Origin of the sequence: Lysinibacillus capsici (assembly GCF_003367505.1) — a bacterium.
Lineage (GTDB): Bacteria > Bacillota > Bacilli > Bacillales_A > Planococcaceae > Lysinibacillus > Lysinibacillus capsici.
Window position 1 is genome coordinate 19722 of sequence record NZ_PXXX01000004.1, and the last position, 25682, is coordinate 45403.

General features: G+C 36.3%; 17 protein-coding genes and 1 pseudogene. 9 read left to right on the top strand and 9 right to left on the bottom strand.

The annotated features are described in order from the left end of the window. Positions 1-54: 54 nt before the first annotated feature. Entirely contained in the window at positions 55-1686 is a 1632-nt protein-coding gene (locus tag C7B89_RS01610; RefSeq protein ID WP_115673047.1) for an FIVAR domain-containing protein, read from the top strand. 58 nt (positions 1687-1744) lie between these two features. Here C7B89_RS01610 and C7B89_RS01615 read toward each other — a convergent pair whose 3' ends face one another. Next, on the bottom strand, positions 1745-2263 hold the full coding sequence (locus C7B89_RS01615; RefSeq protein ID WP_244205548.1) for a bacterial transcriptional activator domain-containing protein: 519 nt from the start codon (positions 2261-2263) through the stop codon (positions 1745-1747). A 1544-nt stretch (positions 2264-3807) separates the two neighbouring features. On the opposite strand from C7B89_RS01615, the gene C7B89_RS01620 reads away from it, so the two are divergent. Next, complete coding sequence (locus tag C7B89_RS01620) at positions 3808-5085, top strand: hypothetical protein (RefSeq protein WP_066038069.1); 1278 nt, start codon at positions 3808-3810, stop codon at positions 5083-5085. A gap of 185 nt (positions 5086-5270) precedes the next feature. Here the strand turns inward: C7B89_RS01620 and C7B89_RS01625 are convergent, their stop codons facing one another. The 3 genes from C7B89_RS01625 to C7B89_RS01635 form a co-directional block, all read right to left on the bottom strand. Next, positions 5271-7193 (bottom strand): ABC transporter substrate-binding protein, encoded by a 1923-nt coding sequence (locus C7B89_RS01625; protein WP_054548930.1) that lies wholly within the window; start codon positions 7191-7193, stop codon positions 5271-5273. A 179-nt stretch (positions 7194-7372) separates the two neighbouring features. Beyond that, on the bottom strand, positions 7373-8317 hold the full coding sequence (locus C7B89_RS01630) for an ABC transporter substrate-binding protein (protein ID WP_054548929.1): 945 nt from the start codon (positions 8315-8317) through the stop codon (positions 7373-7375). 101 nt (positions 8318-8418) lie between these two features. Then, positions 8419-9984 carry an ABC transporter substrate-binding protein gene (locus tag C7B89_RS01635; protein ID WP_115673048.1) on the bottom strand — a complete coding sequence of 522 codons (1566 nt, stop codon included), beginning with the start codon at positions 9982-9984 and terminating at the stop codon, positions 8419-8421. A gap of 99 nt (positions 9985-10083) precedes the next feature. Here C7B89_RS01635 and C7B89_RS01640 point away from each other — a divergent pair, with 99 nt between their 5' ends. Beyond that, a complete protein-coding gene (locus tag C7B89_RS01640; protein ID WP_115673049.1) occupies positions 10084-11040 on the top strand; it encodes an ABC transporter substrate-binding protein in 957 nt (318 codons plus the stop codon). A 38-nt stretch (positions 11041-11078) separates the two neighbouring features. On the opposite strand, the gene C7B89_RS01645 is transcribed toward C7B89_RS01640, so the two are convergent. Together C7B89_RS01645 and C7B89_RS23510 are read right to left on the bottom strand one after the other, a co-directional pair. Further along, positions 11079-11216, bottom strand: a complete 138-nt coding sequence (locus tag C7B89_RS01645; RefSeq protein ID WP_233436282.1) for a helix-turn-helix domain-containing protein — start codon at positions 11214-11216, stop codon at positions 11079-11081. Between the two features lie 41 nt (positions 11217-11257). After that, a pseudogene (locus tag C7B89_RS23510) lies at positions 11258-11709 on the bottom strand (MFS transporter); the annotation flags it as partial. A 222-nt stretch (positions 11710-11931) separates the two neighbouring features. Here C7B89_RS23510 and C7B89_RS01655 point away from each other — a divergent pair. From C7B89_RS01655 to C7B89_RS01675, 5 genes are all read left to right on the top strand, one after another. Beyond that, positions 11932-12888, top strand: a complete 957-nt coding sequence (locus C7B89_RS01655) for an ABC transporter substrate-binding protein (RefSeq protein ID WP_167444819.1) — start codon at positions 11932-11934, stop codon at positions 12886-12888. A gap of 97 nt (positions 12889-12985) precedes the next feature. Beyond that, complete coding sequence (locus C7B89_RS01660; protein WP_048390744.1) at positions 12986-14620, top strand: helix-turn-helix domain-containing protein; 1635 nt, start codon at positions 12986-12988, stop codon at positions 14618-14620. Positions 14621-14652: 32 nt separating this feature from the next. Further along, complete coding sequence (locus C7B89_RS01665; RefSeq protein WP_115673050.1) at positions 14653-15837, top strand: helix-turn-helix domain-containing protein; 1185 nt, start codon at positions 14653-14655, stop codon at positions 15835-15837. 45 nt (positions 15838-15882) lie between these two features. Next, positions 15883-16881: an ABC transporter substrate-binding protein gene (locus C7B89_RS01670; protein ID WP_115673051.1), complete on the top strand. Its 999-nt coding sequence runs from the start codon at positions 15883-15885 to the stop codon at positions 16879-16881. Next, the gene (locus tag C7B89_RS01675; RefSeq protein ID WP_048390747.1) at positions 16878-17690 is read left to right on the top strand and encodes an alpha/beta hydrolase; all 813 of its coding nucleotides are present in this window, start codon (positions 16878-16880) and stop codon (positions 17688-17690) included. The genes C7B89_RS01670 and C7B89_RS01675 overlap by 4 nt, the downstream gene beginning before the upstream one ends. A 63-nt stretch (positions 17691-17753) precedes the next feature. Here C7B89_RS01675 and C7B89_RS01680 read toward each other — a convergent pair whose 3' ends face one another. Both C7B89_RS01680 and C7B89_RS01685 read right to left on the bottom strand, forming a co-directional pair. Further along, entirely contained in the window at positions 17754-22112 is a 4359-nt protein-coding gene (locus tag C7B89_RS01680) for an S-layer homology domain-containing protein (RefSeq protein ID WP_115673052.1), read from the bottom strand. 307 nt (positions 22113-22419) lie between these two features. Further along, positions 22420-23046: a nitroreductase family protein gene (locus tag C7B89_RS01685; protein ID WP_115673053.1), complete on the bottom strand. Its 627-nt coding sequence runs from the start codon at positions 23044-23046 to the stop codon at positions 22420-22422. Positions 23047-23171: 125 nt separating this feature from the next. Between C7B89_RS01685 and C7B89_RS01690 the strand changes: the two genes are divergently transcribed. Then, positions 23172-23528, top strand: coding sequence for a winged helix-turn-helix transcriptional regulator (locus tag C7B89_RS01690; RefSeq protein ID WP_048390751.1), 357 nt, complete (start codon positions 23172-23174; stop codon positions 23526-23528). A 340-nt stretch (positions 23529-23868) separates the two neighbouring features. On the opposite strand, the gene C7B89_RS01695 is transcribed toward C7B89_RS01690, so the two are convergent. Beyond that, positions 23869-25437 (bottom strand): sensor domain-containing diguanylate cyclase, encoded by a 1569-nt coding sequence (locus C7B89_RS01695; RefSeq protein ID WP_115673054.1) that lies wholly within the window; start codon positions 25435-25437, stop codon positions 23869-23871. Positions 25438-25682: the final 245 nt, after the last annotated feature.

The following is a 25682-nucleotide window of genomic DNA, read 5'->3' on the forward strand; positions in this document are numbered from 1 at the left end:
TATAGAAAAATATGATATATTAACTATTAAATAGAATGATTGGAGTGACTTAAATTGAAAAATAAAGCGCTATCAACATTAATGGTCACGGCTATTACAGCGACACTAGTATTACCAATGTCTACGGCAAGTGCCACAACATCTCAAATACAATCAAATTTATATGAGACACAGGTGGCAGCAGCCAAAAAGGTGATAGGTGAATCCGTAACGATCAAAAATATAACAAAAGATACTGTGATAACATCTAACGGTACATTTAGAATTCAATCTGCATTAAAGCCCCTATTCAATACATCAAATAAAACAGCATTATCCAATGCCCGAGCAACTATTGTAGTGAAAAACGGACAACTTACCGACGTTACAGCATTAATATTAAACAAAGCAGGTACCAGCAAAAAATCTGTTTATTTTGATGGAGGTAACGCACAAATCTCTGGAGACCTCACTGTTAACGCGGACTATGTAAAAGTTCAAAACGTTAGTGTGGATGGTCAGCTTATCATTACAAACAGAGTAAAAAAAGCTGTTACACTTGATGATGTAGTAGTAAGTGAAACAATTACACTAAAACCAATTGTAACGAAAAAGGTAAGTTGGCTATACGTTACTTTAATCGATATGAAATCATCAAACATCAATTTAGCCCGTACTAAAGTCAACGTATCGTCTGATCAACTTCTTTCCAAAGTAGAGGTAGTAGGCAAAGTAGAATCCTTTGGAGCAATGGCTAATATTGAAAAACTTACAATTGATGTAACAAAAGATTTCAACCTTTATGGAGAAGGTAAAATTGAGCAAATCGTTGTAAAAGATGGAGCTAAAGTAGCTTTAGATTCAGGGCATCTAGTAAATAATGTACAGGTTAACGATAGCCGTATCTCAGTAACGCTCCCTGTCATTGATAAAAAAGAACTTAATGCACTAATTGCATCCCCGCCATATGTACAAGTATCTGTAAACGGCTATGATATATTAAATACGGATAAATGGACAACACATACAGACCGTGCAGTATTTGATTCTGCTGTAGTGACTGCAAGAGCTGTAGCGAACAATAATAGCGCCTCTCAAGAACAAGTGAAGAACGCCATCATTCAATATAAAAATGCACTGGTAGTCTACCAGGCTGCACAAAAGAATGGCACAAAGTATGGCTACGGTGATAAGGCATCACTACAGTCTTTAATTAATTCTATTCAATATGTTACAGTGTCTTGGGATGGATCGAATATTCCATATAATTCTCAATGGACTACTCAATCAGAGAAAAACGCAATTGATTCTGCTGTTTCATCTGCTCAAGCAGTCGTAAATAATTATTATGCTACTCAAGCAGATATTGCCAATGCTATCAATAATTTAAATAATGCTATTTGGACTTATAAGAATGCCTATAAACCTGGAAATAGTGGACAATATGTTGATAAAACTTATCTACAATCACTTGTAAATCATGCAAAAGATATGTACGTGATGGTTTCAGAAAATGGGATAGGTATACCATCAACTACTAATTGGACAACATACAATGAGTGGTATATTTTTAACTCAGCCATTTCACACGCTGAATCACTTTTAGTTAATAGCAATTCGACTCAATCGGATGTTTCATATGCGGTAGATCAATTAAATAGTGCGATTTCTACCTACACGGGACAGTATAAGCCAGGTAAAAATTAGGCTGTTTGAAGTTAAAAACAGGACTCTGAAAGCTACAGAGTCCTGTTTAAAAAACTATCTAGTTAAAAGCATCTACTTGTATTATAGCATTTGCCTGCTTCCATCTACGATACCAAACCTCAACCTCCTCACTTAGTTCCACTGCCAAGTGCTCTTGAAGCATCTTTTTTAACAGCCAGTATTGCTCCTCAACGGCAGCTGAATTACTCAGTAGCTCATAAAGCTTCATTAAAGTAAAATAGTTATCTTCTGCATCAGCGTATAGTTCTTGCACTTTTTCCTGCACCTTTATAGCAGCATTGTAACTTTCATTTCTTATGTAAAATTCGCTTAGTTGCTGAGCATGGTGCAACCACAGTCTCCTTAAACGTTCTCTTTCACTTTCCGCCCATAAATAATCACAGTCTCCTAAATAATCACCCGTATACATCTGGAATACTTGTTCATGTTTATCGACTGTTGTCTGCTGTATTGAAGGTAATGATTTTAAGCGAGATAGCCATTGTTCTACTTCCACTACAATATTTTCAACTACTAGTTTGTATCCAGAACTCAGCAATGGACTTAAAATCTTCACGCCCTCAACCCAATAGTTTTTTAATGTTTTCCGTATGGTATAAGTGGCTGTTTAAAGCTGTTTTGATGCTTTATCAACATCAGACTCTGGCCAAAATAACTCTAGAATCGTATCACGGAAAAATCATTTTATTTTTATGCTCTAGCATGTAAGCAAAGGATGCTCCTATAAAAAGACCTGTTACATATTATTTTACGCTAAATACCACCGAAAGCGACATTATTATGGCATTCATGCTCCAATCACTATATACAAGGTGGCTTTAATAGAGAAATAATTTTAGGAGATTTACTGACAATGGAACGCACCACAAACTTTTCTAAAGGAACTCAATTAGCAGTATGCTTAGTTTTTCTATTTTTATTCCTACCTGAATTGATGAAGGAAAATATGCGAATTCAAACCATGGATCTGTGCTACCTATTATTATTTATTTTAGCTGCTCTCCGATCCGTTTTTTCTTTAATACACTGAATTCTATTATTTCCTTACATGGTGTTGATAATGAGAGAAGATGGAGGAATTGTTACTCGCCTTTAGTGATTATCTATAAATGAGCTTTGATTTTAGAATGTCGATTTAACTGTACCAATTGACTTCGAATTATAACTTGACGCGCCTATAGAACAAATACGCTTTGGTGACAGAGTACAAATCATATGGGACGTACCCCCAAAAATAAAGCTATTTGTTCCTCCATTGTCGATACAAACTCTTGTGGAAAATGCAATTCAGCATGGCATTTTACCATTACAATAAGGAGGCTCATTCCAATAAGCTGATTATTGAAATTAGGATAATATTCATTTTTAGTAACCAAAAAAGACTAGGCTTACAAAAAAGCCAAGTCTTTCTCGGTTAATTTAAGATTTAAGACATTGACAAGATTACAAATAATAGCTTACTACACTTTTCTAAACAAATCCTGAACAAGTTAAGTAATTCAATAAATCAGCCACCATACCAACATAACTTACTTGTAGAGATCGTTCATAAATTTAGCAATCCCTTATTAAAAAATAAAAGAACTAGATAATAGCATATCTAGTTCTTCTTCAAATTGTACGCTATGATTCTCACAATAATCACAACAATCAAAAATTAACATAACCTCCTCAACAATTTCTAAACATTAACAAGCACCTCTTGCCACTAATATTTAATATTTTGAAAGCTGTTCTGTCACATCTTGATAAAATAAAAGTGAGAATTTGTGGCCTCCTCACACACCCGCGCTCAAACATACGGTTCATCACCACAACTGCTTGGCTTGTGTTAAGGATGCATTTGGTTTGAAGCTATCATCCTCTAAGCCCTTAATGAAACTGGCTGTACGATTTGTTTCAATAAGTCACAATGAGTATTTCACTTAGAGTCGAAAGATAGGCAAAAAAACTATCAACTATCTACCTATTCATCTAAAAATGCTTAAAAATATCCTAGGCTATGATAAAATTAAAACAACACCATATATTGGATAAACCTCTGCGAACCGAGGCCAATTTTATCTATAATAATTATGGAAATAGGAGGTTTCTCATCATATGAAAAATAAAAAAAAATTAGTATTACTGTCTTTAGTGGCAGTACCCTCCCTTCTTTACAGCGCACCAGCATCGGCTACCGAAATTTTAAAGCCAGCCTACATACTTGCTAGCTACAATGCTAACGTGGCAAATGTTGTACAACTAATTAACAACATTAACAATACAACTTCTACTTTCCAAACAAATTTAGAGGCAGCTTTGAAGGCTTACAATGCTTTAACGGAAACAGAAAAACAGTATGTTACGAACTACTCCACATTGTCAGCACATCAGCAGACAAGAATTGCTTATCGTAAGCTTGCAGCACAAATTGAAGAGAAATTGTATTCTGTGGATTCTACGTCCTCTAATTATTATCAAAATGTTATTGAAACAAAAGATTGGTATAATACCCTGAATGCAGCGCAAAAAACCTTTGTAAGTGCATCTGCGCAAAAAATTCTAACTTCCTATATCGCGCCAAATACATCTGTTGACAAGGTGGTTAATAAAATTCAATTGATTAATTCATCTCGTCTCTCGTTCCATAAAGATGTAGCCAATGCCCGAGCAGAGCTTAATGCATTACGTAGGTTTTCAAATATTTCTTTACCTGTAGGTATCGAGCAACAATTACTTGATGCAGAACAGTTGGTTGTAAAGGATAAGGCAGCAGCTAAAGAAGTTGAAAACGCTATTGCAGCTTTATCACCAAAAACATCGACAGCTCAGGATGTGCAGGCAGTCAAAACTTCTTTTGAAGCATTAACACCTGTTCAACAGCAACTCGTCCCAAATGTATGGACTTTAGTGGATTTTGTACAAGGAAAACACACACTTCCTACAAAAGATAACATCCCTAAAACACCTGTTTTAACTGATGCAGCAGCTGTCCCAGGGAAAACTACAGCTATGACAAAAAATAAAAATATCTATAAAGCCAAAATTAATGTAGCCGCATCAGAAAATGACACGGAACGTTTTATTCTAACAACAAAAGACAAAATGACCATTATCATTCCTCCACTTTATACACTTGTCAATGAAGATGAAGGGGTGATGGACATTCAAGTTACAAAAAGGGGCAATCGCATTACACTTATAGCAACATTAAACAAGGAACCAGTAACTTTTGATGCTAATATGGAAATCATTATAGAAGGCTTACCAGCCAATTCTTCCTTCAATCGCTCAAATGGTTTTGGCAAGCAAGTTCCAGCTGACTTTATCATCAGTGGAAATCGTCATATTATCCAAACTACTACTCCTGGCACGTTCCAAATCATAAGAAATTAAATTAAAGCACTAAAGAAACAATGTTGGTTTCTTTAGTGCTTTCTTTTTGAAAAATAATCTCTATTATTACAAGTGCACTTCGAAGTCAAATAATCAAATTTATCTCATCGTAAATAAAAATATAACCGCTCCATAAATATTATGTATCAATAAACATTTATGGGGTAAACCATCCATTTTTTAACTTATTTAGTTGTAGCAACTAGTTGATCCACAATGAAATCTAGCTGTTTTGATAATGAATAAATGTCGTTGTAGTAACAAAAACCAAAATCCATTTCGATAAGCCTTCCTTCTTTAATGGCAGGAATATTAGCCCAAACTGGATGATCTGTTAAATCTACCATTCCTTCATAAGATGAGCGGAACACATAATCTCCTGCATAATCTGTTAATACTTCTAAAGAAACATCGATTGCCTCATTGGTGTTGTTTTTATCATCTATTTTCTTTTGAATAATATCTGGTGCTTTTATTCCTAAATACTCATAAATAGCTTGAGAACCACGTCCAAAGGTATAGCTTGTTACAACAGACATTTTTCCTTTGCCGCCTTCCATAATACTAACCGTTCTATCTGAAATACCTGCCTCTTCTAGCTTCTCTTGGCTATCCTCTACTTTTGTATAGAAATTAGCTAAAAGCTCTTTTGCTTCTTTCTCTTTCCCTAGTACTTCACCAATCTTTGTTAAACGTTCATCTAGAGAGGTTGAGAAATCGATCATGACAGTAGGTGCAATTTTCTCCATTTGATCGTAAAGCTCATTCTTACTTGGGATAATGATGACATCAGGTTTTAATTGGATTACTGCCTCGACATTTGGTTCAAACCATTCACCTAAACTTTCAACTGTTTTTAATTCTTCCTCAAATGCTGCTCCCTCTTGTATTTTAGAAGAACCCACTGGTGTCACATCAAATGCTAGTACATCACCTGTATAATACATCACCACTACTCGCTCAGGGTTAACAGGTATTTCTACGTCTCCTTTCATAGTAGAGACAGTTTTTGTTTGTGATTCGCTTACTGTTTGAGTGGTAGAGGCTTGTTTTTCCCCGCCCTGTGTACTGGTTGATGCCCCACTACTGCAAGCACTTAATAAAAGCGTCAGACATAGAAAGAGTGTTGTAAAAGCTGATAAACCTCTTTTATTCATTGGTTCATACTTCCTTTCATTATATTGATAACCATTCTCAATATAATCTTGGAAGCTCCAATCGACAATGGAGTATCTTTCAGACATTGAAGGACTATCTTTTATCAGATCACTTACTTTTTGCTTTTGACGGAATTTTGTAGGAGAAACGCCTACTCTCTTTTTGAAAAGTCTACTAAAATAATAGACATCACTATAGCCCACACCCATAGCGATATCGCGTAAGCTAGCATTCGTCTTCTCAAGCAAAATAGAAGCTTTTTCAATCCGTAGTTGAATTAAATATTCAATCGGGCTGCAACCTAATTGTTGCTTGAATTGAATGGATAAATGAGATGGACTATAGCGCAATGCCTTCGCAATGGATTCTAAGGTCAATGGCTGTGCATAATTTTGCTCTAGATAGGCTTTAATTTGACTAGAGACATTTAATTTTTGAATGTCGACACTGTCCTGATCTAGCTGCATAAAAATTTCATTTAATAATTGATAGAATAGCGATTTAACAGTAAATTTGCTGAGGCTATTGGCATTTTCCCACTTCTTATACATAAAATATATTTTTTCAAACATTGTAATAGGCGAGTTAGGAACAAGACTGTATTGATAGTTGAAAGGATTATTTGTTTGTAACGCCCTTGCTATCATTTTATTTGAGGTTAAAGGAATGGAAGCTCGATAAAATATTAAAAAATATTCAAAGCCTTTGTCTGTAGCCATTATTTGTAGTGTGGTGCCCTTTCCACCGTGAATAAGATGAAAGCCCTCTAGTGTATAGTTTATTAAATCGATTTGAACTTCCGCACCACCACCTGTGGCATAAAGAAACATATTTGCAGGCAATTTATATGATTTTCCGATTTCCTCAGGTTTGAATAGCTCATATCTTATATCGAGCACTTTGATCGTTGCGTGATTCCAAAGAAATAGAAACTCCTCTTTTGGTAGCATCCTACATCATTCCTTCCAATTCTTCACTACCTACAAGTTTATTATAATTGATAATCGTTCTCAATATAAACCTGTATAAGCATAGAAAAATCACTCAAACAATCCAATGCCTGAGTGATTTTATGGAATTTCATTTAATTTTATTTAGTATGTTGTACTAGCATTTTCAATTATTTAGCTTATTTTTTATTCGTGAGCCAGTTTGTTAATTCCTCTACCTGAGCCAACACGGCTGTTGGGTCATAATACCATGAACGCTCCTCAGGCCAAACATAAAGATGATCATTTTTTACTGCTGGCAAGCTACCCCATATTGGATCTTTCTTAAAATCTTCAACTGTACGATCATCTGAAGTCAAAATAATGTAGTCTCCTGCATAATCTGCCAGCACCTCTTCGGAAATTTCAGCCCACTGCTTTTCCATCATTTCATCTGCTACTTTAGCAGGTGGTTTGCGACCAAGTGCCTGATAGACTGGTTGCCCACCACGTCCAAAATTATCACCATATGCATAATACGTTTTGCCTGCGTCCTCCATAATAGAGAAGCTTGCATCCTTTGGAATAATCGCATCTACCTGTGCTTTGGCATCGGCAATCCTTTGATCATATTGCGCCAGCCAATCCTTAGCTTCTTGCTCTTTGCCAAGCAACTCACCGAAATAAGTAAGTTCTTCGTGCGCATCCTTTAATTCACCATAGGGAATGACAACTGTAGGAGCAATTTTACTTAAAGCATCATAATTTTCCCCATTGCCAGTAATAATCAAGTCAGGTTTGAGCGCGATAATCTTCTCAATCGACGGTTTCCCATAGTCACCGATTTCTTCTACATCTTTTAATGCATCCTTTAAATAATAGTTTTCAAGTGCCAACCCAGGAGCTCCCACAGGTTTCACATCTAATACAAGCAAACTTGCAATATACTCCTCTGCTACAATACGCTGAGGACTAGTCGGAATAACAACCTCACCATTTGTCGTCTGAACAGTTTTTGCCTCTGCTTCTTTTGTATCTTGCACTGTAGTCGGACTAGTATTTTTCTCCTTTTCTCCACAAGCCGTTAACAGAAGTAATATTAAAAGAAATAGTGGCGCTATGAATTTTCTATTTTGTGTCAGCAATTTTTTCCCTCCATACATGCCAGTTGATAATCATTCTCACTAATTGTAGAAGAATGTAAAATAACTGTCTATGTATAAAAGTGATTTGTTGCTCTGTATATTTATGATGTTAATACTTCCATTAATTTTTGTAATTGCATAGCTGTAGATAATGGGTCATAGCCATAAAATAATTCATACTGATTCAAAAAGTACACCTGTTTCTTTTGCACCGCTGTAAGTGACTGCCATTTTTCCGAATGTAATACCCTCAAGAGATGCTCTTTTCCAAAATCTTTTGTAGGAAGAGCAGTGACGAATATATAATCAGCTGGAAAATAAGCAATATCCTCAATATCTACTGTTAAGTAACCTGTTTGTTCAATATTTCGTGTGACAATCGCAGCTGGTCGACTAAAGCCCAAATCTTCGTACAGTATATGACTCCCTCTTCCATGACTACTATTTAAACAATATGCTTGATGACTACCTATTTCCCAAACAATAGCAGTCCCTCTTGCTCCATGTTGTTGGTCAAGAATATCGTTACACTGAGCTATCTGTTCATCATATTGCTGGAGCCAGCTCTTACATACTTCTTGTCTATCAACGATATGGGCAATCAACCCAAATTGCTCTCGCCAGCTTAATTCTCTACATGGTAGCTCGAATATAGGAGCTACTGACAGTAATAATGGTTTTTCATCACCACCACTGTAGTTAATAATGATATCAGGACACGCTTCGGTGATTGCCTGATAATTTGAAGCAATATCATACTCATAGCCTTTTAGTTTATGCGTATTAGGGACAGGCTTGATACCCTCTAGAAATGGAGAGTATACACCCAACACCGGCGTAATACCAAGAGCTAGTAAGCATGCTGTATGATTGGTATTGAGTGCAAGGACACGCTTCGATTTCTGATAATAGACTGTTGGTGATACACCTACTTTTTCTTTAAATTTCCGACTTAAATAAGTTCCCTCATTGTAGCCAACTTCCTCGGCAAGCTCATCTAATTTAGGCATTGTAAACAATAGCCTTTTCTGTGATTCTCGTATTCTTAGCCATGTTAAATATTCACTATATGTATAGCCTGTGTGCTTATGAAACGTCCGAGAAAAATGCTCTGGACTTACCTGTGCTTTTTTGGCCATCTGCTCTCTTGTTAATTCCTCACGGAAATGTAGATTAATATAATGAAGTACTTTATCAATCCATAGTTCTTCTTTTTTTTGATTTTTATCACGTAAAAGGCTGTATAGCACTTCTAGCATTTCACCAAATAATTTTTGTAAACGAAACGGATTATTGCTCTCAGTGTTTGCTTCTTTTTCTACTTCTTTAGCTAATTTCATCAGTCGATAGGAGCATTGCTCAATTAAGATAGAAGCTTGCAATAAACGATCAATTTTGTAGCCATAAACACGATATTGAATGATGATCCCTCTGCTTTCACATGTTTCTAGAAGATGAAAATCGTCAGTATTATCTAAAAGCATAACAGAATTTGAACTAAGCCTAATGTGCCTACCTTGAAGCGTACACTCTATATATCCCTCATACACTATGACCATAAATGGGTAGGTGAATTGTGTTTCTATGTCACTTAACATTTCATTTAATTTCACTATTTGTATAGGTTGATAAAAAATATGGGACAGTAGCTGATTGTCTTTGTACATTTAAACTCTATCTCCTAAACATCAAATTGATATTGATTATCATTTTCATTATAATGAAATAGAATGATAGAAATCAATTGAAATAGGAGGCTTATAGCTTTGAAAAAATTTATAAAAAAGAATGCCTTTTTAACTGGCATTTTAATTATTTCCATCCTTTTGGCTGCATGCGGAACTCAATCTTCTTCCACAATAGAGAAGGCAAAGGAAGAAAACTCCAATCGAGTATTAACAGATTCAATAGCACATGAAGTGACCATTCCTAAAAATCCCCAACGCATCATAGCTCCTTATCTAGAAGATCACCTTGTAGCATTAGGTTTAAAGCCCGTTGCACAATGGTCCGTAAAGGGTGGGACTTCTATCCAAGACTATCTCCAGAATTCATTAAAGGATATTCCAACAATTGAATTCGATCTTCCCTATGAAGCTGTGACAAGCTTTAATCCAGATTTAATTGTAATCGGTTCTCCTGAAATTGCTGAAGGTGAAAAATATAAGCAATATAGCAAAATTGCACCTACGTATGTGATGGGAACGGAGGATAATAATTGGCGCAATAAACTATTAAAAATGGGCGAAATTTTTGGTCAAACAGATAAGGCAAAGGAAGTTCTAGCAGATTATGATCAATTCGCTAAAGAAGCAAAAGAAGAAATTCACAACAAAGTCGGGAAGCCTTCAGCCACTGTGATCTGGAATATCAAAAATTCAATCTATATGGTAAGTGACACAGCTTCTAGCGGTGTTGTTCTTTATGAGGATCTTGGGTTACAAACTCCAAGCCTTGTGAAAGAGATGTCAGCTTCTGCTGCTGGTGATTGGTCGCAAGTTTCTTTAGAAAAATTCGTTCAAATAGATGCTGACTATCTTTTTGTTATTAACAGTGATAGTGCAGGTAGCTCTGAATTGCTAAGCGATCCTCTGCTAGCTAATATACCTGCCATTAAAAATGGTCATGTTTATGAATTCGATTCAAGTTCAAGTTGGTTATATTCAGGTGCTATTGCCAATCGCCAAATTATTGAAAATGTATTGGATAGCATAGTGAAGTAAAAAAAGTCCCTTCAGCTTTGTCCAAAAGCTGAAGGGTTTTATTGTGATCTGTATCTGACAAAGTCTCGCGGATTCAGCCCATATTTCTCCTTAAAAACCTCTGCAAAATGACTCGGATTAGAATACCCAACAGCATTCGCTACTTCCATAATATTCATTGTTCCAATTTGTAACAAATAACATGCCTTCTCCAAACGTTGTTTTTCTGTTTAGAACTTGGTTGCTTAATTGTACAAAACGCTAACAATACGACGATTAGTGTCAAAACCGCGAAAATTAGCCATGCTCCTCTCCAACCTAACTCAGGAAGTTGATGAAGCAAGAAAGGTACCATCAAACCTGATAAAAGCATTCCTATCCCGGCTCCACGCATTAACAGTCCCATGACAGTACCTCGTTTCTTAGGATACAGGTTAATGGCTATCGATAGTAGTGGCGTATAGACAAGTGCACTCCCAGCAAGCAAGGAACAATGTGATGGTTGCCCTCCAGAAATTTGCAACAAACACCAGTCCTATTAACCCTAACTAAGTAACCAGATTGAGTGGTCGTGAAATTCATTCCCTCCTGCATAAACGGCAATATAACTCCATATGCCATGCGACCAAATCCCGTAGTTGTAACAATTAATAGCATTCCTGTTATGACAAATATCCAACAATTTTTCATTTTTTACCCCCTTTCATTACACACGAATCTTAGTCCAATGAAAGGTCCATTCTCCACCAATGGAAGGATACTTATACGGTAAAACAGATTTTATTTTAAAGTTACAGTTAGATTTTTGGATAAACCTTAATGGCCCTTTTTCATTTTATCCATTGTTCTAGGCCATTGACTAATTTATGCTAACCTATATCGATAATGATTATCATTTACGGAGGAAGAGACATGAAAAAATTAAAGCGACATATGCTCATTTATAGCCTATTATTACTGGTTAGTATCATACTAGCTGCTTGTGGTTCTACCAATGAAGAAACGAAGAAGGAAGAGACAACAACATCAGCATCAACCACTCGTGTTTATAAGGATTATTTAGGTCATGAGGTTGAAATTCCTGTAGATCCTGAGAGAGTGGTTTATCATGGAGAAGGATACGGTGATTTACTTGCATTGAATATCAAAACAGTTGGTGCTGGCTTCTCTTGGATTACAAATTACGCTTGGGAAGATCGCGTAAAAGATGTGGAGGACGTTGGTTTTCCTATTAATGTGGAAAAAACATTGTCATTAAAGCCTGATCTTATCATTATTGGTACTTCAGATGAAAAAACATATTCACAGCTTTCTAAAATCGCCCCTACTATCGTGTTTGATACTTTTGCACCCTTAAACCAACGTTTAACAGAGCTGGGCGATATACTTAATAAAAAAGAAGAAGCAACTCAATGGATGGATGCTTATACAGAAAAAGCGGATAAAATGTGGGAGTCGCTTGTAGCTGATGACATCATTAAACCAGATGAAACGGCATCGGTTTTAACATATTATCCAGGAGATCGATTATTTGTCATGGCACGTGCTGGACTTTCTCAAGTTTTATACGATTCAAATGTGCTTAAGCCTGGCGACAAAATACAAAAAATTCTTGATGATGGAACAGGCTTTGCTGAAATCTCCCCAGAACTTCTTCCTGAATATGCTGGTGATCGAATTTTCATCCTCACACCAGTCGATGATGAAGCAAAACAATCGACAAAAGAAATGATGGAAAGTCCAATTTGGAAGAACCTACCGGCAGTGAAGAACGGTCATGTCTACACATTTGATATTGAAAAAAGTGATAGCGATGCCTCAACAAGAGAATGGCTGTTATCACAATTACCTACTATGTTAAAAAAATAACTAACAAGAGACATTTCATCTTTGTTGAAATGTCTCTTTACTTTTTATACAATACAGTTAATTGATAATCATTTTCATTTACTAAGGAAGTGAACAGATGGAAGACAATAAATCAGCTTCTATTAACAATGATTTACTATTTCATTTAGAAGATATTGACTGTATTTCGCAGAGCTATCCGTTTATCTCGACTTCTCATCATACGATGATACTTTTTACAAATGGCTGTGGGACATTAACGATTGATGATATACCCTATTTGGTGACGAAAGGAAAAATTTTTCTTGTTCAGCCCCATTCTATGATTGATTTATCGGATATAAATCATGGTTACCGTTTCTATAAAATTGCCTTTTCAGCCTTTCAGCTAAAACATAAGCACCCTTCCCCACATCTAGGATCTATTTTTTCTGATGAAGTGGAATATACAATTTATCCGTATACACGATTAATTCGTCTTAGCGAAGATCTGTATAATTTAAATCCTAAATTGGATTTTCTTAAACAACAAGGAGTCTTGTATGAACTCTTAAATTTATTATTTGAACATCAGCTTCATATGAACTACCAGTTGACAATGACAAAGGCGGTTGAAGAAACTATCGACTATATACATAACTATTTTCAACAGCCTTTAACAGTGAAAAAGCTAGCGGAACTCGCTCGTATAGCTCAATGGCAATATAGTACGATCTTCCAAACCTTAACTGGGAAGAAACCGCTTGATTATATTACAGATTTACGTCTTACAAATGCCAAGGAATTATTACTACAAACAAATGAGCCATTAAAAGATATTGCGCAGCAAGTGGGATTTGATGATGAATATTATTTTAATCGCCGCTTCCGACAGGTAATTGGAATACCTCCAAAACAGTTTGCACGACAATATAAACAAAAAACTGTTGTAAAAGATTGGACAGGACACGAGGTAGCCATTCCTCGTTCACCGCATCGTGTTATTTATCATGGAGAAACGTTTGGGGATATGTTGATTTTTGATGTGCAGCCAATAGGTGGTAACAAAAACTCTATTAGTAAATCCTTCTATAAAAACCATGTTCCTTATATTCAAGATGTTGCCTTTCCAATCAATCTTGAAAAATCTTCGAAGCTGAACCCTGATTTAATTATCTTTACAAATAATGACGAGCAGCAATATCAAGCACTATCTTCTATTGCACCAACAGTTACCCTAAATTCCTGGGATTCATTGGAGGAACGAGTTCTTTTATTAGGGCAGTGGCTTAGCCAACAACAGCGTGCAGAAGATTGGCTAGAATATTTTAAAATCCAAGAAAATACTATGTGGCAGCAGCTACAAACAGTGATAGAGCCTGGCGAAACAGCATCTGTTTTGACTTTTGATCATGGCAAACGCCTTTTTATTATGGGCTGTACAGGTCTATCCCCTGCTCTTTTTCATCCAGATGGTTTTCAACCTCACCCACAAGTCAAAAAGCTACTTCAAGCAGGCGAAGGGTATAGAGAAATACCAATAGATCACTTACCTCAGTATGCTGGTGACCGTATCTTTATGTTGTTATCTGATAAACCCGAATCGCAAATGGCTACGATGGAATTGATTAATAGCGATATGTGGAAAGGACTTCCTGCTGTACAAACTAACCATGCTTATTTAGTGGATGCAACAAAGTGGAATTACGGAGATGCCTTTACAAGAGAGAAGTTACTCGGTGCATTACCAAAACTATTGGTTACTGCCAAGTAATTCTCATACTTATAATAAGGGGTGACATTTATATGAAAAAGGGAAGTATAACAGATACGACAACTCAAATATCATTAAAGGATATTCGAGATTATATTGCTAAAAACCATCATCAACCTCTCACGATTAAACATCTAGCACTCATTTCGGGTCTGAGTTCCAGTTACTTTGGAGAGGCATTTAAAAAGGCATTCGGTCAAAGTGCCACAGATTATTTAACGGCGCTACGTATCGGACATGCCAAGCAATTACTGCGTGATACCGATTTATTACTTCGTGAGATTGCTAGAAAAGTAGGTTACAGTGACGAATTTTATTTTAGCCGAAAATTTAAAAAGGAAGTTGGGATTTCACCTTCTGCTTATAGTGAGATGGCTCGCCAGCGTATTTCTACTTTTTCCGTCTCCGCTACTGGAAATTTATTAGCGCTTGGTATCATACCAGTTGCGGCTCCGCTGAATGCTAAATGGAGTCCTTATTATTACAATCATTATCAAGAGAAAATTCCCGTGCATGTTAATATATTTGATACAGAATCAGAGGATAACTTCAAAAAATTAGCCTCCGCTAAGCCAGATATTCATATTTTTCAAGAGGAACCCTCCCTCTCCATGCTTAATTGGCTTCAAACTATTGGCATCAAAAGTGTCTTTATACAAGCGAAGGATTGGCGAACACAGCTGAGAGAAATAGCTGTAGCTGTTAAAAAGCAAAGCGTAGGTGAGCACTTCATTCAAACATATGAACAAAAGGTATTACAGGCGAGATTAGAAATTAATCAAGTTGCTGAAAATGATACGTTTGCTGTTCTTCGTTTATGCGGTGATCAATTATTTATGTATTGTAATAAAGGGATTCAGGATGTACTGTATACAGATTTACAGCTTCGCTCTGTCGATACTCACCAACAAACATATAATGAGCATATTACACTTGATCAGCTAGTAAATATAGACCCTGACCGTTTGCTATTTATCATTTGTCCCGATTCACCAACCCGAAATTATTGGCTTACTCTACAATACCTTGATCGTTGGAAAGAGCTCCGTGCTGTAAAAAATGGACATGTCTATGTTTTACCTTCGAATCCTTGGTTCGAATACTCAGCTATTGCTATAAACCGAATGCTAGATGAAATGTTACTTATGCTAACCGGAAAAAATCCAAATCCTTTTCCTGTCCCCGTCCATGGTAACGTATCAGACAGTGATTTATAATTCCATTTGAGAATGATTATCACTGGAAGGAGACTTTGATGAACAATGAAACAAAATTGTCCTATTCAATGTCATACAATTATAAAATCTGCCTATTTATCAACGATGTTTTTGCTTACTATCGGCATACTTTCCGCCTGCAATACCCAATCAAGCAATAAAGTGGAACAAGTAGAATTGCAGGCATCCTCAGAAAGTACAAAGGAGCAAAGTATTTATCCATTAACACTAAAAGATGAGGTTGGTAATGAGGTAACACTACCAGCTAAGCCTACTAAAATTTTTGCACCTGTCATGGAGGATTCTTTACTAGCTCTTGGTATCAAGCCTACTATGCAATGGTCTAATGGTGTTAAGCCACAGCTTTATTTACAAGATCAGCTACAGGGTATACCAGAAATTAGCTTTGCAAGCGGTCCCCCATCAGCCGAAGCCATTATGGCAGATAAACCAGACTTAATTATTTTGCACAATTCATTTTATGTGGAAAATGGCACCTATGAAAAATATGCAAAAATCGCACCAACCTATGTTTTTAATAATGCTGCAAGTGATTTAGAAGGCTCTATTAAAGTTTTAGGGCAACTACTTGATGAAACAGACAAGGCTGAGCAAGCCATACAGGATTATCAAGAAAAAGTAGATGTAGCAAAAACAAAGCTATCCTCTATAACAGAGGGTAAAAAAATTGCGTTAATTCGCTTTAATGCAAAAGGTATGTTTTTCATGACAGATGAGTATTTTAGTGGGTATGTCTTAACACATGAATTAGGATTTGAACAAAGCAGCTACGTGAAAAATGGTGCCTTCGAAGTATCATTGGAGATTCTACCTGAACTGGATGCCGATTATATTTTCCTAATCAATGATGGTAATCTTGGGGATGAATTTTTAAATGAGTTGAAGAACAGTAAAATTTGGCAAAGTACAGCAGCCTTCAAAAACAATCAAGTATTTGAGACATCCGCGGATTACTGGCTAAATGGCGGTATTCATGCTCAAGGAAAAGTGATAGAAGATGTATTGGAGTTTTTAGCGCCATGATAACAATGACAAAGAAACCTTATACATCAGAAAACTACTTTGAAGTTGCCATGACATCTCGTCAACAGCTAGATTATCGCATTTTAATTGCAAGCCCAACAGATGAACCACCAGCAGATGGTTATACTGTCATCTACGCCTTAGATGGGGACGCCCTTTTTCCAACACTTGCAGAGGCAGTGAAATTACAAACACGTAAACCAAAAGGCTATGATCCTATTCTTGTTATTGGCATCGGTTATCCCTCAAAGGAACCTTTTGATATGGAGCGACGCTGTCTCGATTTTACACTACCTGTTACCAAAGAACATCTGCCACCACGTCCAGATGGAACGCCTTGGCCTCCAAATGGCAAAGCTAATGAGTTCTTAGATTTTATTGAACATGAGCTCATGCCTGCTATAGCAAAGGAATGGCCTATCAATAAAAAGAAGCAAGCGATTGTTGGTCATTCCTTAGGCGGTCTTTTCACACTATATGCTTTATGTGCAAAACCTCACTTATTCAGTCACATTGTAGCTGGCAGTCCCTCTGTTTGGTGGGCTGACAATGCAGTACTAAAAGTAATAGACAGATGTTTTGATGATTGGAACGGTCAGCATGCTATCAATCTCTTACTCACAATAGGTGCTAACGAGTTGCCAGATATGTTAGAGGGAGCTGATCTAGCGGCTGAACGACTGAAGCGTTTAAGCGACCAAAACATTCATACTAATTATGTGAAGTTTGATGAGGTGGACCATGTGAGTGTCCTACCTTGTATGCTTGGCCGCCTTCCACGGTTTTTGGATTCTAACTCAAGGAAATAAAGAGAAATTAATAATAAACAAAAACCAAGTAGACTTGTATAAATCTACTTGGTTTTTTAATAATTATTGTATTGAAGGGTCTTTATAACCAACCTTTGCATAGAACTTATGGAAATTACCATACTTGTCTTCTAATACAATTGTCACCCAGTCTCCGTTGAAGAATTTGGCTGGATGTGTTAGTTCTTTTGTAACACGAGCAACATTAGTAGCAACTGTTCCTGTTCCCTTTGCTAAAGAACTGTCTGTACCATGTACAACCGCTTGAATCACTTGTGAAGGTGTTCTATTAGCAATAACTGTTTCATTTGTTCCTGCAGTATCGGATAAATAATAGTACTTCAGTGATTCGCCATTCTCATAGAATTGTTGAGCAGAACCTAGTAAATCAAATGTCGCTTGAACTTTTCTATCGTCACCCGATGTATTCAGGTAGCCGAGTTTAATTTCCATAAACTTCGCATCCAATGTTCTGTATAAGTATTGTGCCTTATCAACGAACTTATGGCCTTCATAGCCTGGAATCACAAAGTCTCGAGTACTATCTTTCATTGTAACTGTTATTGTTTGATTTGCGTCATTAGATGTTTTCGATTTAATAATGAGCTTACTAGCTTTCGTTGTATCTGTTCCAGTAGTATAAGTAACAGGGGCATATTTAGCTGTCACATCAATCTCATTACCATTGGAATCTTTTGTCGTAATCGTCATAATATCTGCTAAATTAACAACAACTGTATCACCTGTACTTACAAGTTTAGACTTACCATTTTCATCACGCATAATTGTTTCACTAAAAGTAATGGTAAATGTATCGTCGCTGTTACGATAAATAAGACCTGGATAATATTTGTTATCCAATGGGGAAACCATGCCAATGCTTGGTGGTGTTCCATCAGAGTAGAAATCTTGTTTCATTAATCCTGTTGAAGTTCTATCGTGATCATTATATGGAACATTAGCTTTATAAATTGTAAAGTTTCCAGGTGTGTCCTCTGCTCCAACATAAACCACATATTCAGTATGTGGCTTTAAAGTAACGCCTCTGGCATCAACCGTCCCTGACAGACCTTTTCCAATCTTTTCAACAGATGGACTACTTTTGAGTTTTGTTTCTAAATATTTTTCATCTGCTGGAGCGGTTAAATTAGCATCAGGATTATCAATTAATATACCATCCTTATCTTTAATTCTTTTTTCCACAAACCAGTAATGAACTTTTGCTGTTTCATTTGTCTCAAAGCTAATAGTTGCTTTTGTATCATCATTCTCTTTTGGCTTAATCTCTAAATTACGAATTAAAGGTGCCTTAGTATCTTCGAATACTGTCTTAGGACCTGCGATTTTAGAAAGTTCTCCTCCACGATCTCTTAGTACCATGTAAATAGAATAGCTATTAAACGGATCGAGTTTATTTTGTTCCACAGATACAGGGAATTTTTGCGTAGCTGTTTCTAAATCTGCTGTCCCTGAGCCACGTTGAATATATATATCTTTTCCACCAATTTGGAAATAACCAGATTTACCAGTGTCACCTGCAAATTCATTAATGAAATCTCGTTCAGTAATTTTATGATCTGTTAAATATTGTTGGAAGGTCTTCGTTTCGCCATTATCTATTACTGTATTAGGTAGTATCATATAGTAATACGTTCCCGCTTTATTAGGCTCAAATTCGATTTCAGCTCTACGGAAACCATCAGATTCATCCGCTTTATTCACTGGATCTTTTATTGTTATCTTTGGTTCCACAGTGTCTTCATGTTTATACTCAGCATAGTTACGAACCGGGTCACCTGGCTTCACTGTGCCAGTATTTTCAAACGCATTATCCGCTAAATCTTTAACACCTGGTAATACCGTTACACGCAACGTATCACCATTAACAAACCCCGTATCAGATGGTATTGTTAATAAAACTTTTTTATCTCCTGCTTTATACTCTACAGCTGATGGTTTGATTCCTTTTTCTCCAGTTACGTTAACAATAACTGTACCCGTTAATAAATAATTGTTAATATCGTTCGCACTTTCTGGATCTAATGCTTCACTAACAGTAAGTTCAAACTGATTATTGCTTTTCCTTACTAACTTTCCTTGTTCTACATATGGATGAACACTATCAAGCGCACCAGTTTTAAAATCTTTTACCGCAGGAGGGTCTATCGAAAAGTTACCTGAATTATCTTTCATCACAACGTAAAGCTGATATTCTGTTTCTGCATCTAATCCCGTTAGAATGCCTTTTATGCCAAGTTCACCAGCTTTTGCTTCGCCTTTTCCTGTTGGGTTAGCAACGATGTCAGCCGTTGTTGGATCAGTTGCTGTTGTTTTCTTACGTATATAATAGTAATAGTCTCCTGGTTCACTGGCTGTAAAAGTAAATTCAGCACGTGTTCCTCCATGTAATGGCGTAACTTGGAGGGATTTCACTACTGGTGGTGAAGCATCTTTCATTTGGAACTCTTGAGAAACTATGTCCGATGCATTTTTCGAGCCATCCACAACCATAATGTAGATAACATATTCTTTTTTCTCACCTAAATTAGAAACCTTAATTGAGTTTGTTCCTTTGATGGCTGCCGCAGTTCCATGTGCTACGTTCTTATTTGAGAGACGGTTAACCATTTCACTTTTATTTGGTACCTCTGCGCCCTTTTCACGCACAATATAATAGTACGTACCGACTTCATCAGAAGTGAAATCTGCTTGAATTTCGCTGCCATTTAGGACTTTTACATTCGTAATACTAATGATTGGTTTTGTTTTATCATCAGGATTTTGATTCTCATTTTCCTCTTTATCAATTGGTTTGCCATCTGGATCAGTAATATTGCCTATATTATCTTTATCATCGAGGAAATCGTCGAAGATATTATTTGGTGATCCATCCTTAGGTAAGATGACCTTATCAATATACGTATAATCTCCAATATCAATTTTGCCATATGAATTATCAACAAATAATGTGCCAATTCGTCCATCAATATACAGCTCTAGATCTGTGTAGCTATTGTAATTGATCCAATCGATATTTCCTGAACCATAAATTGTAAGCTTTGTTTCAGTATTTAAATTTAACGTGCCAATATTGCCTTGAATTTCAAACTCTCGGACATTCCCAATGATGTCTACACGTGGTAGTTTTGTATTTGTTTCAATTTTTGTACCAGTTTGAGAAACTACTAGCCGAGAAACACTGCTGTTATAGAATTCTAAATACTTCTCAACATTTTTCATTTCCTCTTTTTCTTTAGACCAGTTAACAAAAGGCTTGTCATTTTCAGTATTTGGTTTTGTCCAATTTTGAAGATCGTTCGAATTGTTATTTGACGAATCATCGCCTTTATTGTTATCTGGGTTTGACCAATTAATAAATGAAATATTGTTACTTGCCACACGACCAAGAGCTAATGGTTGATTGTAAGTAGCCCCTAAATGCAATGGTGGGCGAACGGTTTCGTTGACAAACATTGTCCCTGTCAGCGTCATATTCGAGAATTCTATATAATTACCATTTACTACAATCGTTGCACCAAAAGAACCGTAATTTCCATCAAAATCTAGAGAACGTGTGCTTGTCCCACTTGCATTAAGGGTCAATTTTGAAATGGAGCGAATTCCCTTACTCGATAAATCTCCCTCAATGAATGCACCTTTTAACACCGGAGCATTATATTCGTTAAAAATATGAGCAAGACTCTCTGGAATTGTATATGACTGGCCATTTATATAAACTGCGTCATCATCCACATTTGTGATTTTGTAAGATGTTTCATTATTTTTCTTCTCTTGTGAACCCACTACAAACGAAGCAAACTGTCCGCGAGTAACAGGATCAAATGGAGAAAATGTAACAGGAGTTGTGCCCTTTGTAATATTCAAATCGATTAAAGTTTGAATATAGATGGCATTGTTTGTTTTGCTATTCACATCTTTGAAAATATTATTGTATGTAGGGGATACCTCTAGATGGAATCCAACTACAACCATTTTGGCTAGTTCCCCTCTAGTCAACACTTCATTCGGCATAAACATGCCATTTGAATAGCCCGACATAATACCTGCATTTTGCAATGCCGCTACGTATTTATAATATTGATTGCCCTTTGGAACATCCTTATAGTAAGGATCTTGGATATTTTTTGTATCCAATTTTAACGCAGTTGCCAGCATTTTCGCTGCCTCTCCACGAGTTACACTGACATCAGGACGGAAAGTATTATCCGCAAAACCGCTCATTACGCCCTGAGAATATAGTTTTAATATTTCATTATAATTATCCGAGTATTGGTTAATATCCGTAAAGGGAGAAGTAGCCGCTGCTGCTTTTGGTGGCGATACTACTGCAGCAATCCCACTTGAAGCAAATACTGTTGCAATCAAGGCTTTATTTACTTTTTGGATTTTAGATTTATCCATTCCACTCTTCCTTTCGTTTATGTATTTTGATACGTACAAATATCATTTGCTCATATCCTTTATATCGACCAAAGACTAGTGAACCTTCATAGATAAATCTAAAATAGTAGGGTAAATTTCTTCTAGAGTTAGAGACTAAAATACGATTTCTTTACTATGCAAGTCCATAAGCTTTCCATCACTGAATATTTAAAAATTCATAGTTTGCAATACATAAAAAAGAAGCCAGTAAAGTTACATTCATAATTGGCTTCTCTTTATTAGATATTAATTTTGGACTTTTAAAAGTTCGGTTAGTTTAAAAACACTAAATTATTTCATTTTTATAAATTACCTTGTTTACATTATGCCTAACAGTCTTATGACCTGCTTTTATACCTTTACCAATAGCAATCAGCATAACATCTAGATACCTATCAGAAATATTTAAGATCTCTTTCAATTTCTTAGAATCGTAGCCTGACATCGTAATTGTGTCAAAACCAGCTTCATTGGCTAACAAAACTAAGGACATTGAGGCAAGACTTACATCTCTAGTTAACTCTAACTTTAGATCTTCTTTTGTCTTACTTTCATAATAATTTATTGCAGCATTCGCAAGATAGTCTCTTAATGATTCATCAAAATAACCTGCCTGGTACCCCTCCTCATGAATTTTAATAATATTACCTTTGTTAAATGCCTGATAGTCGCCCAACATGACGATTAACGTTGAAGCTTCTACTATTTGCTGTTGATTAAAAGCTATAGGTAGTAATAAATTTCTTAAGTTCGCATCCTCGATTATTAAGTATCGCGTTGCTTGAATATTATTCCCGTTAGGCGACTTACTTGCACTTTCAACTAAGGCAGTCAATGTTTCTGAACTAATTTTATAATTTGAATCATAATGTCTAACTGAACGTCTTTTTTCTAAAATATCTTTTACACTCATTATGAACAACTCCTAAGTTTTTATTGTATTGCGCCTCTAATTATAGTAAGCAATAATAAATAAGAAAATAACGCACAAAAAAGTGGTATAGCCACTTTTTTGTGCCTATTTAGGAGAGGAAGCACATGGTTAACTATAATACAGGAATCAATATTTTTATGGATATTGCAGGTGGCAAATGGAAAGGTTTAATACTATTTTTCTTGAGTCAACAATCAGTAAGGACGAAAGAGTTTTATGAATTAATACCCGGAATTACGCAAAAAGTTCTAACCGATCAATTGAAGCAGTTAGAAAGAGACGGACTTGTTCGGAGAGAAATATTTAAAGAAGTACCACCTAAAGTAGAATATAGTTTAACAGATTTAGGAGAGTCATTTATACCCGTTTTAAATACAATGTGTACATGGGGAAATGATTATGCACGTTTAAAGGGAATTGCCAAGGAGCAACAAATTTGTTGTCATCAAAAAGAAAGCTAAGTTTTCCTTAAAGGCTCCTTGTACTAATCACTATTAAAACCACAGCTTGTTACTCTGTTAGAATATTCCACAAAATGCTAAAAAGCCAAGGAGCATCGGTGCTCGCTTGGCTTTTGACGATATATAGGCATACATCTAGTCGTACTTGGGGTGTCATAAGGGAAAGGGGGATAACCTTACGTCTTGTCAAGTCGATCAAGAGATGTGGCCCGAGTTACATATCATTTGAACATAATTTAAAAGTCATGTGGCTGATGACTTATATACAGCTTGCCCAAATGATGTTTGCATTAATCATTACCCCAAAAATTAGGGTTGTAAGCTCTTTTGTTATATTTTTTTATCCCTTTTTTGAGACTCCAACTTTTACTTGATTTCGCCCTTCTTGTTTCGCAAGGTAAAGTGCGTCATCAGCCGCTTCAATTAGCGCTTCAGTTGTATGTGCCATTGCTGGATAGGCTGCTATTCCTGCAGATAATGTTATTGGTCTACCACATGGACTGACCGTATCGGCCAAAGTTTTTCGTAGTTGTTCTGCGACTAGTGTGGCTTCCTCTACCGTCGTGTTCGGCAGAAGTATGACAAATTCCTCGCCACCGTACCGGCAACATACATCGCCTTCACGAGCTACTGATTCCATTTGTCTAGCCAAAAATTGTAAAACTTTATCGCCTACTGCATGTCCATATGTATCATTCACACTTTTAAAGTGGTCTAAATCTAACAAAATAATGACATGTGGTACCTTACTTGCTAACCATTCAGCAAGCATTGAATCCATTGTACGTCGGTTCGTAATCCCCGTCAGTGGATCAACAGTAGATTGATCTTTGAAAAAGGAGACCTGTCCATGTAGAAACGATAAACTTCGAACCAATGCATTCTTCAAAGAATAGGCTTCAAAGTACCATCCACTAACAGATTTTAAACCTTCTACATTTTTCTTATCTAAACTTTCTTCTGTTAATGATGCTAATTGTTGTAAGGGATTCGCAATACGTGTTGCAGCCCAAAGTACAATGATAATGGAAACAAACATAAGAGGTACAGATTTTATAATGACCTCCTGTACACGATCAAATGAAGGGGCTAATGCTACTTCTAAAGGTTTCTGCGCAACAACTCCCCACCCTGTCGATGCCACTGCACTATAGCCAGCTAGCATTTTCACTCCTTTTGTATTCTCAACCAGTTGGGCACCATCCTTGCCAGATGTAACAGCTTGAACGACTTTATTTTTCGTTACAATGTCATTAATACGACTTGGATCTTGATGATAGATAACTCGTCCTTCTGAATCAACTACATATACGTAAGAACCATCCTTACTATAATGTTCTCCCAACAAGGTTTTAAAGGCATTAGGTTCCTTTAAATAAATAGTGCCAGCAATCATTCCTAGATATTCATTGGACTCCGAGAAAATAGGATGCGATATAAAAATGATGAGCCGCCCTGTCATCGCCTCATATGGCTTAGAAATAATTGGTGTCTTTTTGGCTAATGCCTCTTTAGCGCCAATTGATGTTAAAATCTCTCCTTTAATTTCTATAGATGGCGGAGAGACAGATAAAACAAGTCCCTTTGAATTTGTTATAACCACCGAATTGAACATTTGATTTTGCAATCTCAAACGCTCTGTTTCCTGATTCAATACTTGTTCATCATCCATTTTCGTCCTAACCTGATCCGCGCTATATCCTAATATTTGGAAAGCTTCGTGGAGATAGGAATCAGCAGTTGAGGCCAATTTTTGAGCATAAACTCTATTCGTTTCTAGCGTATTTTCCTTAATGGAATCAATGTTCATCCTATAGCCGCCCCAAACACTACCTATGCTTGTTAAAAAGAATGCTGCCATTGCTACGCCCATTATAAGATGCTTTAATTTTAATCGGTGCGATTTCATTTTTCCCCTCCTATTTATGATTTTTTATATGTATATTTTGAGAGATTCTTAAACAATTAGTGCCTATTATAAGCAAAGACTCCTATAGGTAAAAGTAACATGTATTAATTGTGTAAGAAGAATCCAACACACCTCTAGGATTGTATCAATAAACGTGGATGTATCATATAGAATCTGGCAAACAAAATTCCAACATTTTAGTTATTTAGATTAAAGATTGCAACAGCTGACGCTAATTATCTGAA